The following is a 12,096-nucleotide window of genomic DNA, read 5'->3' on the forward strand; positions in this document are numbered from 1 at the left end:
AGTCTGAACGTTAAAGCAAAGCTTATTGAATAGAAATGATAAAGCCCCGATAGCTAACGTTATCGGGGCTTCTTGTTCTTTACTGGGGTATTTAAAAATGAGCTTTCTGTCTTAAAGAACTTCTTTAGTTAGTGCTCACATATATGTTTAATCTTATAAAGGTTGCCGCTTTTTAAGATCTGATAACCCATATTCTCGGCGATAGAATGGGTTATCTTCGAGTAGTTCGACAATCATTACGTCTAATTCTTCATCTGAGGGTTCTTTTCCATCATTGTCGTATTGGTCGAGTCGTTTGAGTAAATCATACTCAATAAGCACCGCTCGCTTTTGACAATATCTATCAGACTTAACCCATATTACAGGCGCCCCTCGAGTTGGTGAGTCATACAAAGTGCAATGTGAGTAACCATTTGCCCTTAATTCAGAACCAATCCAAAAGCTATATGTGATGCTTGAAATTATCATTACTGGTATTGAAATGATCGCTATTTTGATAAATAGCTTCATCACATTATCCTTAAATTTATCCAGAAGGACGAGGATAAACATGTAATCTGGTACTGCGAGAACAGGGATAAAAAAAATTGCACCAAAAGCGAGATCTCTATTACCAATATAAATATGACTATCTCTTATTTTTTCTATATTGCTAAGCTCTTCGAAAAAGACACTGCCGCAAACATAAAACATAAATGAAAAAATTGAGACTAACAGTGCGGAAAGAACTTTTAGTTGTTTTTTACTTATTGGCTTTTCAATATAACTTTTATTGCTCATCGTAGAATTGGGCCTCGATATGGAATACCAAATAATCTATGTATAAATAATATTGGGTCATCGTGATATTGCCTATTAGCTTCTTGTAGTTGGTTATTAATATGTGAAGTGTTAGTGAGCATATTTTTTTCCATATCGATCAATGCTTCAGCTATTCGCTTAGACCAATATTTGGTATCTATAAACATGGAACTAAAAAAGCCAATAACTGTGCCAACAATAACAATTACTGCTAACCCGCCAACAACTGCAGTCGTTAAAGCTGCCGCTGCTGTAACTAATATTAAAGATACTGCAGCACTTCCTGCAGCAATCAATATATCAACAGCCATGCCTCCAACAAAGTGGTGCCAGGTTTTTTTATCATCCATCAATTGTTCGAATGCATGGAATGCCGCTGAAATGAGAATTGTAACTACACCACCAGCCTTAATCGTGCTCAATGCTCCAGCTTTCCCTATCCCCATTGAGATGACTTTGGGGTTGTTAGCTAAATACCGAGTGCCAGTAAGATCTCTTCTAAGGCCTGCATAGCCTTGGAATATGATAAAAGATTTTCCAGAATAAGTTGCGAGCTTATATTTATTGAAACATTGCCACTTCGCTGCATGTCAATCGCAAGAGCAGCAAGTGCTATACCATCATCAAATACAGGTATATATCCGCTTAATGTTTTAATTTTATCACGGTATTTGTCCCAATATTGCTCACCTGCGGGAGATGCATTTGAAAGTATTGTGCCTACTTCATTTGCAGCTTGCTCTTTACTCATGCCCTGTTTTTGTTTGTGACTAATAGTAAGTTCAATAAATTCGGCAGAATTCATTTGTACTAAGGTGTGTTCGTTACATGACAATATTTTGGTGAGTTGTTTTTTTTCTTTGGTAATCGTGGGTGGCTCTACTGGCATATGCTGACATGGAATATCCTTATATTTCGTGTCTAAATCCTTTTTTATAATGCTAATTGTAACTCAGCATTTGGCTTATGTAATCTAGCCTAAATAGCTATCTAAAAACCTAAATGCATTCTTAATGATGTAATCTAGAAATGAATACCAATATGAAAAGTAAACTTTCACAATATCTGTATCGCTTCTTTTTATCTTATTATTTTATTCAAAAATTAAAGCCCCTATATCAAGTCCTGCTGGTCTTTTAATGACAGAATTAATTTTTAATACCTACTACGCAACCTTAGCGAACACCTCTACTCAATCTCATATTGAATTCCACTCATGTATTGATGAATACAATTCAATTCATCAACCAAGTCTATTTATTTACAATTAGTTAAATTGTCACAATAAACAAATTGAAGTCGACGAGCATGAATATTATTGAATTTATAACAGCAAACCTGTCTACCATTATTGCTTTGGCTGCCACTGGTGTCGTTGCGGGCATTTTAGCGGGCTTGTTGGGGGTAGGAGGCGGCATCGTTATTGTGCCAGTACTGTATTTTTTGTTTCAAGGTTTTGGGGTGTCAGCTGAATCAGCTATGTTGGTTGCGACTGCTACCTCGCTGGCAACCATAGTGCCAACCTCGGTGAGTTCGATTCGATCTCATAATCAAAAAGGCAATGTCGATTTTGAACTGCTTAAGCGTTGGGGAGGATTTATTCTGCTCGGCGTTTTACTGGGGAGTTGGCTTGTGACGCGTGTTGATGGTGCTATCTTGACGGCGATGTTTGCCATCATTGCAACCTTATCAGCACTAAACATGTTATTGAGAACGGGGAAGTCTGCGCTTTTTCAACAATTACCCGGCAAAGCGGGCCAAACGATGATGGGCACTTCTATTGGTTTTTTTAGTTCAATGGTGGGTATTGGCGGCGGTACTATTTCGGTGCCATTACTGACGTTATTTAATTATCCTGCGCATAAGGCTGTTGGCACGGCTGCGGCGATTGGGCTCATTATTTCATTGCCTGCTGCACTGACTATGCTGATATTGGCGAGCACTCCAAGCGATGCGCCAGTTGGGACATTGGGTCTAGTTAACCTATTTGGCTTTATGTGTATTGTCCCTTTGACGGTGTTATTTGCGCCGGTTGGTGCATCGCTCGGGGCAAAACTGGATGCTGCTAAATTGAAGAAGATCTTTGCTTTGGTATTACTCTTTACGGGGTTGCGTATGTTGATACAACCTTTTCTATAACTTGTTTATTTAGCTGTCTGTTTAGCTTCTCACTTTAGTGTTTCACTTTAGGAGGATTGGGTAAGTGCTCAGGTTAAGCACTTACCATTAGCCTTTCTAACTCGGGGTTTACGCTTTTATCGTTCGCTCATTGATAGTTCCTTTCGAACAATATCAGCCCCTGCTGTTAATGCTTGTAACTTTCCTCTTGCGACATCACGAGATAACGGCGCCATGCCGCAGTTAGTGCATGGGTACAGCTTATCAGCATCGACGTATTTAAGCGCTTCACGTAAGGTGTTGGCGACTTCTTCTGGTGTTTCAATGCTGTTGCTGGCGACATCAATAGCGCCGACCATTACTTTTTTACCGCGAATAAGCTCAAGCAGTTCGATGGGCACATGGGAGTTGTGACATTCCAGCGATATAATATCGATATTAGATTGTTGTAGCTTAGGGAAAGCTTGCTCATATTGGCGCCACTCAGTACCTAAGGTCTTTTTCCAATCCGTGTTGGCTTTAATACCGTAGCCATAGCAAATATGCACCGCGGTTTCACACTTAAGCCCTTCAATGGCTCGCTCTAAACAAGCAATACCCCATTCATTCACTTCGTCAAAAAATACATTAAATGCAGGCTCATCAAATTGAATAATATCAACACCTGCAGCCTCTAACTCTTTCGCTTCTTGGTTGAGAATTTTGGCAAACTCCCAAGCCAGTTTTTCACGGCTTTGATAATGGGCATCATAAAGAGTATCTATCATGGTCATAGGGCCAGGTAGCGCCCATTTGATCGGTTGATTGGTTTGTTTTCGCAGTATTTTTGCGTCTTCAACAAACACTGACTTTGGCCGAGAAACCGCACCGACTACTGTTGGAACGCTGGCGTCATAACGGTCACGAATTTTAATGGTTTTACGCTGTTCAAAATCGACACCCGTTAAGTGCTCAATAAAGGTGGTCACAAAGTGTTGGCGAGTTTGTTCGCCATCACTGACGATATCAATACCCGATTGCTGTTGCTCATGTAGTGATAAACGCAGCGCATCGTGCTTACCGTCAATCAACTCTGCGCCCTGTAATTTCCAAGGTGACCAAAGCGCTTCAGGCTCTGCCAGCCATGAAGGTTTAGGTAAACTGCCAGCCGTTGATGTTGGCAGTAATGTTTTCACTGTATTCGTCGTCATAAGTGCTGCTGTCCGTTTGGCTAAAAGTGTTTCGATTGCGATTGTTTATTCATGTGCTTGTTAATAGCGCTGCTGATTAAAGCGAGTAGCTCGCAGACCATTGCTCTAATATGGCTTGATACGGTTTAATGAAGTACTCCTCGGCAAACTTACCCTGTTTTATGGCTAATTTACTGCGCTCATCTCGGTCATAAACAATCTGAGTGATAGAGTGATCTTGATTGCTCAAGTTAGGTTGATAACAGTTACCTGCCACGGCATTCGCGTTATAAATTTCAGGGCGGTAAATCTTTTGAAACGTCTCCATAGTGCTGATGGTGCTAATTAACTCAAGGTTGCTGTAATCATTGAGTAAATCTCCAAAGAAATAGAATGCTAGAGGCGCCACACTTTTAGGCGGCATAAAATAGCGCACTTGTAGACCCATCTTTTTGAAATATTGCTCAGTTAACGACGACTCATTTGGTTGGTACTCATAGCCCAATAATGGATGTTGATTGCCTGTGCGCTGATAGGTTTTGTTATCTGACACACTCAGGCATATTACGGGTGTTTTTTTAAAGTGCTGTTTATAGGTATCTGAATTAACAAAATACTTGAACAGCTTGCCGTGTAAGTCGCCGAAGGTATCAGGAATGCTAAATTGGCTTTGGCCTTTATTATGCTCAGACAGTAATACGCTAAAGTCGTAATCTCGCACATAAGATGAGAAGTTATTGCCGACTATGCCTTCAATCCGCTCGTTGGTTTGATGATCAATAATATGGGTTTTTAATACTTCAATGGAGGGGAACGTCTGTCCACTGTTTTCAATTTCCATATCAACAGAGACAATTTCAAGCTCAACTGAATAACGGTCAGCTTTTGGGTTGTCCCAGTAAGCTAACGCATTAAAACTATTATCAATCATTTTTAACGCATTACGTAAGTTCTGTTGGCGGCTCTCACCTCTGGCCAAATTAGCAAAGTTAGTGGTAATACGGGTACTGTCTGATGGCTGGTAGTTCTCATCGAGACAGATGTTTTTAATCGTAAAAGTAAATTCGTTATTCATGATGTTCTGGTATCCCATCTTGTGTAATCAAAGCTGAATATTGGTTAATATTTTTAGTATTTTGCTGCTTTTTGATAACTGCCAGTCAGCAGTTTCAAGTTTTTCTAAGCTGTGTTTGATTTATACGTGTTTCATTACTTGATGAAAATTGATTAAATTTCCGCTGCAACATGAGCGTTGTTCATGTTGAGTTTTGGGTGAAGAAAATGGCTGAGATAGCGCGGTATTAAAACGCTAATAATGGGAGCTGTCAGGGTAGGCGTAACTTGTTTGAATTAGTGGCCACGTTATTGGTTAACCATGCCTGAAATGATGCTTGCTGATTTGTCACCTGAAGGGATAAAGCGACAAGATTTGAGCGCCTCGACAGCATAAGATATCGGTGCTTTTTAATATCGATAGGGTGGAAGAGTATTTTGCACCGTGTTTCAGATTCTGTGCTTATTTAGCGATTAGATACAAAATATGGCTGAAATATGGCTTAATAATCAATAACGCAACTGCTGGTTGACAGATTAACAAGCTGGCTTGCTAGTGAGCAACTGCCTGATTTCTTATGCTTGCTGCTCAATTATTGATTAAAAGGACTCACTAATGATACTTGCAGATAAGATTATTAGATTAAGGAAGAAACTGGGCTGGTCGCAGGAAGAGTTGGCTGAGAAAGTGAATGTTTCTCGTCAGTCTGTTTCTAAATGGGAAGGGGCAAATAGCATTCCTGATTTAAATAAAATCATTATGCTTTCACAGATTTTTGATGTGTCTACAGACTTCTTACTAAAGGATGAGCACGAGGAATTTGAAGTTGCTACGGAAGCCAAAGAACCAGGCATTAACCATATTACCCTAGAGCAAGCGACTGAGTATGTTGAGCATAAAATCGCAATGACAAATCTTGTTTCTAAAGGCGTGGTTTTGTGTGTGTGTTCTGCAATGCCGTTATTTTTCTTTATGGCGATGGCGGAAACGAATCGATTAAACATGACGGGTGATATCGCAGCGGCATTGGGTATTGTGAGTGTGTTGATTTTGGTGTCAGTTGGAGTGAGCTTTTTTATCAAGACAAACCAATATCAAGATGAAATAGCGGCGATAGAAGATGAACCATTTGAACTCGCTTATGGTGTTCACAGCGTGTTTCATGAAAAGCGTAAACAGTTTAGACCGGCTTATAATTTGCGTTTATCTGTAGGTATCTTCTGTTTTATTGTTAGCTTTGTTCCGCTGCTGTGCGTGAGTATTTTTTCTTTTGAGCAAGACATCGTTTTATTAATGATAGATGTACTGCTTTTTATCATTGCAGTTGGCCTATTCATTATTTTACCGGTTTCAGCAAAATATGATGCCTATAGCAATGTATTGAAAGAAGCCGTTAAAGAGACAGAGACAACTAGACGTACTAAACGAGCCGAGAAGTTGGCTGGATTTTATTGGCCCTTGCTGATTGCTATCTATCTTGGCTGGAGCTTTTGGACAATGGCTTGGGGTATCACTTGGATTATTTGGCCTGTTGGCGCCGTACTGTTTGCCGCACTCGTTGGCTTGATGGAATTACTTCACAAAGACACGCCTTAATTAATACGTGGGAATTCAGGGGGGCGAAGTCAGTGCGTCGAAAGAAACTTGGAGCAAATCGCCAAGGGTAAACCTCTTCTGCGCACAATACATTTTATTCTGCATAATAAAGCCGATAACGTCGTAAAAATGGACAACAAACGCTGCCCGTAGGGGGCGGTTAAATCGGATTCTGCATTGTTGAGCGTTTTTTGCGAACAAGAGTGCTTAAATTGCTAGGCGGCAATTCACAGCCCGCGCTTATTCCGTTTTTATCTCGAACAAAACTCAACCTGCAATGAACAACACGCCCTAGTTAACACTTATTGATAATTGTTCTGCTAATTAAGGTTTTATTGATTTAATCATCTATAAGATCTATTAGCTTTGCAGTAGAGTGCGCGCAATTATGGCTTGGGAGGATTTATGGTAACAATTGAGTTAGTGGTGGTATTAGCAGCCATCTTTATCGGCGCACGGATTGGCGGCATTGGTATTGGCTTTGCTGGTGGTTTAGGTGTGTTGGTGTTAACTCTTGGGTTAGGTATGACCCCAGGCACCATTCCTATTGATGTGATTCTGATTATCATGTCGGTCATCGCAGCGATTGCGGCGATGCAAGTTGCGGGTGGATTGCAATATTTAGTTAATATTGCTGAACGGATCTTACGCCGAAATCCTAAGCAGGTAATTTTTTTAGCCCCAGTTGTGACTTACACAATGACATTGTTTGCGGGTACGGGACACACAGCATTTTCCACTTTGCCCGTTATTGCTGAAGTAGCTAAAGAGCAGGGCATTCGTCCCTCAAGGCCATTAAGTATTGCCGTTGTTGCCTCTCAAATTGCGATTACAGCGTCACCGATTTCAGCTGCAGTTGTGCTTATGAGTGGCATGCTTGAAAGTAAAGGCGTGGGCTATATCAGTTTATTGATGATTTGTATTCCATCTACTTTTCTTGCTTGTATGGTCGGTGCTTTTGTTGCCCAATTTATGGGTAAAGAGTTAAAAGATGACCCGGTTTATCAAGAACGTGTTGCGCAAGGTTTAGTGAGCAAACGCGAAACAAATAGCATTGAGTTACCTGCGAGCGCTAAGCGTTCAGTGATGGTTTTTCTGGTAGCTATTGTGGCGGTGGTGTTTTATGCCACGGCGATTAGTGATGCTGTTGCGCTTATTGAGAATCCGACATTACCGCGAAATGAAGCCATTATGGTGTTTATGTTAACCGCCGCCACCGCTATTACCCTGTTTTGTAAAGTGGATACGGCAGAGGTGCTTAATGCTGCGACGTTTAAGTCGGGTATGAGCGCGTGTATTTGTGTATTAGGTGTAGCGTGGCTTGGTGACACCTTTGTATCAGGGCATTTAGAAGAGATTAAAGCGCTATCGGGTGGCTTGTTAGAAGAGCACTCGTGGATGTTGGCTATTATTTTGTTTTTAGCGAGCATGTTGCTGTACTCGCAAGCAGCAACAACTGCTGCATTAATGCCATCAGCATTTATGCTAGGGGTTAGCCCAGAGGCGGCCATTGCTTCGTTTGCAGCAGTGAGTGCGTTATTCGTATTGCCAACGTATCCAACCTTGTTGGCTGCAGTTGAAATGGATGACACTGGCTCTACCCGCATTGGTCAATGGGTATTTAATCATCCTTTTGTGATACCGGGTGTGGTGTCTATTGTGAGTTCAGTGATTATCGGCTTTGTACTTGCTGAGATGATTTTATAGGCATAAATACGATTAGTTTTACTATCTAGTCATACAAGCTGTAACTGAAAGTTGTTTGGGGTAGCTTATTGCTACCCCAATTATTTGCAGGGCTATTTATCTAGTTATTTATCTAGTTATTTATCTAGCTATTTGCTTAGTTATTTCTCTAATGAGTTAGCACAAATAGTGATTATTTGGTGCGGCTTATTTTGTCGAGATAGCCCATGACAAAGGCTGATAACACAAAAGTGATATGGATAAGTAAGTACCACATGATTTTGTCGTTTTCGATATTTTCGGCATTCATAAACACCTTCAATAAATGAATCGATGAGATGGCGACAATTGAGGCCGCGACTTTGTTTTTAAGCGAGCCTGAATCCATCTTGCCAAGCCAGTTGAGCTTTTCATCTTTATCAGCGACATCAAGTTGTGAGACAAAGTTTTCATAGCCTGAAAACATCACCATCACGATGAGCCCGCCAACCAAAGTGATATCAATCAGTGATAAGGCAATTAGCACTAAATCAACTTCTTTCATTTGAAAGATAATCGGTAAGATATGAAAGATCTCCTGAAAGAACTTCAGACCCAGTGCAATCAAAATCAGGCTTAATCCTAGATAAATTGGCGCCATGATCCAGCGTGATGCATACATCAATTTCTCAAACATTTGTTCCATTGGTAATCCAACCTTTAAAATAAAAATCGCTACTCATCAGCGATTTTCGAACAATACCACAATGATGCTAATCCACACTCATCATTTTATCTTTCATCAAGATAATAAGTTTAGGTTATTTATCGGCACTGATGAGTTTACTTAAATTCAAGGCGCTAACTTAATTGTAGGTAGAACAAATATTGATATTGATGCACTTCAAAGCTGTAGATATTTTTTCTTGCTTGGCAAATCCATTGCCATTTTACTGATGCTAATAGCGCACGACTTTAGCTTTGAGGTGTCTTGCGCTAATGGCTATTAGTTATTGCTAGTTATGTCCAACCTTGGCTTGATTGTTAAGGCCCACATGCTTCAACGCCGCTTGTAGCGCTTCATAGCGGAATAAGAAGGTATTTTGCTCAGGCAATGAATCAATCACTCGGAACTTATTTAATTGCTCACGGGTTTGCGGATTTGGGCACAATAAAAACACTTCACAATGAGCATCTTGGGCATCTTTAATCGCATTTTCTAGAGCTAAACCGACAGTCACATCAATCATGGGGACGTCGGTTAAATCTAAAATCATCGCTTCATATTCGCTAATACTGTTGTGTTGACGTGATATTGCTTTCGATACGCTGAAAATCATCGGCCCCGACAAATAAAAGAACAACACTTTGCCGTTGGCTTGATCCAATAAATCACTTTCGCTTTGCGTGAGTGGTACTGTGTTTTGGTCTGCATCACTTATGGCTTTGACTTGGCGAGCTTGTTCACGGCTAAGGCGTTCAATAATGATGATGTTTGAGATAAACACCCCTAATCCGACCGCAACAATCAAATCGACAAACACAGTAAGCAGCATAACGCCGTACATGATGGCCATGCCTGCAACACTGACTTTATGAGCGCGCTGAATAAAGCTCCAATCTAAAATATTAAAGCCCACATAGACAGCAATACCAGCCAGTACCGCCATCGGAATAGGTTCGGTTAATCCACCTGCCACTAACACAACTAATGCCAGTACTAACGCACGTGTCATGCCTGAAACCGGCGAACGCGCACCTACTTGAATGTTGGTGACTGTGCCCATCGTTGCGCCTGCACCGGGTAATGCGCCAAATAAACCGGCCAACATATTAGCCAAACCTTGGCCGCGTAATTCTTTATCTGAATCATGTTCTTTACGGGTTAATGAGTCGCCAATCACGGCTGTCAGTAAGGTATCAATACAGCCTAAAGTTCCGAGCACTAAGGCATCAATAATCATGGTGGTGAAGATTTCACTATTGATATGCGGGATGACGATTGAAGGAAGGCCTGCTGGGATCTCGCCAATTCGGCGTATGCTGTCATCATCAAAAAATATGATCGACAGTAATGTGACTGCGATTAACGCGACCAGTTGTGCGGGGACATATTTACGGTATTTTTGTGGGAATAAAAATAAGGTGACTAGGGTTAATATGCCTAAAAATAGTTCTTTGAAATCTATGTTTAGTAAGGTTTCAGGCAGCGCATTAAGTGTCCCAATAACACCGCCAGCAGGAGCTGCATGGCCTAAAAGTGGCGACAACTGTAAGATGATCAAGATAATACCAATGCCAGACATGAAACCAGACACTACGCTGTAGGGCATTAAGGTGACATATTTACCTAATTTGAGCATACCCAGCAAAAACTGAAATGCACCAGCCATCATCACAATGGTAAATGAAATTGCTACGCCTGATTCTGGATATTTGGCCACCATGGTGGTCAAAATAGCCGTCATGATCACTGTCATTGGGCCCGTAGGCTCAGAAATTAGTGTCGAAGAACCGCCAAATAATGCGGCAAAAAAACCAACGAGAATGGCGCCCCATAACCCCGCTTCTGCGCCAGCACCTGACGCTACACCAAAGGCGAGAGCAAGTGGTAATGAAATAATGGCAGTAGTAACACCACCAAATATATCTCCCTTTAGACTGACATCTTGAAAGCGTTGTTTAAACAAAGCGAATACCACCTAAAACGTTAGCAACACAAAATTTTTGCAGCATTGTATAGTGAATATATTAATGGGATCAATGTCGCAAATGTAATTGAATTTGTGAGCTTGTTTTGCAAATGAGATTTATTGCATGAGATTACATTTTTAGGCAGAATTTCGCTAAATAAGGCCATGTCTTTTAGAGTTATTAGCTTCTTAAATATAGCTTCTTAAGCTGTGGTTTCTTTAAGCTTGGGTTAATTTAAGCTTGGCCGCCGTAGTGCTTTTTTATCTGCATGTTGGACAGTGTGAACCGATTTTTAAAGCAGACAAATTATAAATTACTGCTAAGTTCAAGCTCATTATATTGATTTAATCTTGGCCTCAGGTAGGGTTGTTACAGTCTGTTACGACGTCAATTAATTCAACACTTAAAGAGAGCATTGCTATTATGGGGACTTCTAATTCAAACACTACTCGCCGCAAGCCTTTAGTGGGCTTGGGTATTGTCGCTGCTATTATCGTATTGGTTGCGGTAGTTTTTTCGGTTTTGCCAAAAGGTTTTAAAACTTCCCATGAGGATATTGGTTCGGGTATCTCTGCAGTCGTATTTGTCTATGATCCCAACCTTGCTGTAAGTAATAGCCAGACAGAGCAAATGAATGAGGCTCGTGGTGCATTAGGTGATGATGTTGCATTTCTTATTGCAAGGATCGGTACCCCAGAGGGTGACCAGTTTATTGGCAAGTATCAAGCCAGACCTGCTGAGGTACTCCTTTTTGAGCCAGCAGGTAAGTTGGTGAAAAGGCAGTATGCATTAATGAATGCCAATGAGCTTATGCGCTGGGTTAAGTAGCGAATTATCGGGGTGCATAATTAGGAGGTGTTGAGCTTTCAAGGTTATGTTCGCGATTTTTGCCTAGATTGCTAGGCGGTAATCCACTCGCGGCGCTTAATCCGTTTTTATCTCTAAAAACTCAACCAGCAAAATCCAACCCCTAGCACAACTTAAAAAAGGCCAGAATAG

Annotated in this window: 11 protein-coding genes; 4 read left to right on the forward strand and 7 right to left on the reverse strand. The window is 40.9% G+C overall.

Annotated elements, in window-relative coordinates; genetic code table 11:
• Positions 1–153: 153 nt before the first annotated feature.
• Genes L2737_RS14050 through L2737_RS14060 form a run of 3 tightly spaced genes read right to left on the reverse strand, consistent with a single transcriptional unit; the run spans position 154 to position 1,690 of the window.
• Positions 154–780, reverse strand: a complete 627-nt coding sequence (locus tag L2737_RS14050) for a DUF1240 domain-containing protein (protein ID WP_248956112.1) — start codon at positions 778–780, stop codon at positions 154–156.
• Positions 777–1,223 (reverse strand): hypothetical protein, encoded by a 447-nt coding sequence (locus L2737_RS14055; protein ID WP_248956113.1) that lies wholly within the window; start codon positions 1,221–1,223, stop codon positions 777–779. Before L2737_RS14055 ends, L2737_RS14050 begins: the two co-directional genes overlap by 4 nt.
• A gap of 47 nt (positions 1,224–1,270) precedes the next feature.
• Complete coding sequence (locus L2737_RS14060; RefSeq protein ID WP_248956114.1) at positions 1,271–1,690, reverse strand: hypothetical protein; 420 nt, start codon at positions 1,688–1,690, stop codon at positions 1,271–1,273.
• A gap of 419 nt (positions 1,691–2,109) precedes the next feature.
• On the opposite strand from L2737_RS14060, the gene L2737_RS14065 reads away from it, so the two are divergent.
• Entirely contained in the window at positions 2,110–2,940 is an 831-nt protein-coding gene (locus L2737_RS14065; RefSeq protein ID WP_248956115.1) for a sulfite exporter TauE/SafE family protein, read from the forward strand.
• Positions 2,941–3,056: 116 nt separating this feature from the next.
• Here L2737_RS14065 and L2737_RS14070 read toward each other — a convergent pair whose 3' ends face one another.
• Positions 3,057–4,094: a methionine synthase gene (locus L2737_RS14070; protein ID WP_248956202.1), complete on the reverse strand. Its 1,038-nt coding sequence runs from the start codon at positions 4,092–4,094 to the stop codon at positions 3,057–3,059.
• Positions 4,095–4,185: 91 nt separating this feature from the next.
• Positions 4,186–5,163 (reverse strand): DUF1852 domain-containing protein, encoded by a 978-nt coding sequence (locus tag L2737_RS14075; protein ID WP_229370704.1) that lies wholly within the window; start codon positions 5,161–5,163, stop codon positions 4,186–4,188.
• A 594-nt stretch (positions 5,164–5,757) separates the two neighbouring features.
• Between L2737_RS14075 and L2737_RS14080 the strand changes: the two genes are divergently transcribed.
• Positions 5,758–6,738 carry a helix-turn-helix domain-containing protein gene (locus tag L2737_RS14080; RefSeq protein ID WP_248956116.1) on the forward strand — a complete coding sequence of 327 codons (981 nt, stop codon included), beginning with the start codon at positions 5,758–5,760 and terminating at the stop codon, positions 6,736–6,738.
• A 405-nt stretch (positions 6,739–7,143) separates the two neighbouring features.
• Positions 7,144–8,445, forward strand: coding sequence for an anaerobic C4-dicarboxylate transporter (locus L2737_RS14085; RefSeq protein WP_248956117.1), 1,302 nt, complete (start codon positions 7,144–7,146; stop codon positions 8,443–8,445).
• Between the two features lie 172 nt (positions 8,446–8,617).
• Here L2737_RS14085 and L2737_RS14090 read toward each other — a convergent pair whose 3' ends face one another.
• A complete protein-coding gene (locus L2737_RS14090) occupies positions 8,618–9,109 on the reverse strand; it encodes a TIGR00645 family protein (RefSeq protein ID WP_102527734.1) in 492 nt (163 codons plus the stop codon).
• A gap of 310 nt (positions 9,110–9,419) precedes the next feature.
• Positions 9,420–11,093 carry a SulP family inorganic anion transporter gene (locus tag L2737_RS14095; protein WP_229370706.1) on the reverse strand — a complete coding sequence of 558 codons (1,674 nt, stop codon included), beginning with the start codon at positions 11,091–11,093 and terminating at the stop codon, positions 9,420–9,422.
• A gap of 427 nt (positions 11,094–11,520) precedes the next feature.
• Between L2737_RS14095 and L2737_RS14100 the strand changes: the two genes are divergently transcribed.
• Positions 11,521–11,925 carry a hypothetical protein gene (locus L2737_RS14100; RefSeq protein ID WP_102527736.1) on the forward strand — a complete coding sequence of 135 codons (405 nt, stop codon included), beginning with the start codon at positions 11,521–11,523 and terminating at the stop codon, positions 11,923–11,925.
• Positions 11,926–12,096 lie beyond the last annotated feature (171 nt).

This window comes from Shewanella electrodiphila, from assembly GCF_023283985.1.
Lineage (GTDB): Bacteria > Pseudomonadota > Gammaproteobacteria > Enterobacterales > Shewanellaceae > Shewanella > Shewanella electrodiphila.

Bases quoted from the DNA above. Each gene is read 5' to 3' on its own strand.
- L2737_RS14050 (WP_248956112.1), bottom strand. From the start codon at position 780: ATGAGCAATAAAAGTTATATTGAAAAGCCAATAAGTAAAAAACAACTA.
- L2737_RS14060 (WP_248956114.1), bottom strand. From the start codon at position 1,690: ATGCCAGTAGAGCCACCCACGATTACCAAAGAAAAAAAACAACTCACC.
- L2737_RS14065 (WP_248956115.1), top strand. From the start codon at position 2,110: ATGAATATTATTGAATTTATAACAGCAAACCTGTCTACCATTATTGCT.
- L2737_RS14075 (WP_229370704.1), bottom strand. From the start codon at position 5,163: ATGAATAACGAATTTACTTTTACGATTAAAAACATCTGTCTCGATGAG.
- L2737_RS14080 (WP_248956116.1), top strand. From the start codon at position 5,758: ATGATACTTGCAGATAAGATTATTAGATTAAGGAAGAAACTGGGCTGG.
- L2737_RS14085 (WP_248956117.1), top strand. From the start codon at position 7,144: ATGGTAACAATTGAGTTAGTGGTGGTATTAGCAGCCATCTTTATCGGC.
- L2737_RS14090 (WP_102527734.1), bottom strand. From the start codon at position 9,109: ATGGAACAAATGTTTGAGAAATTGATGTATGCATCACGCTGGATCATG.
- L2737_RS14100 (WP_102527736.1), top strand. From the start codon at position 11,521: ATGGGGACTTCTAATTCAAACACTACTCGCCGCAAGCCTTTAGTGGGC.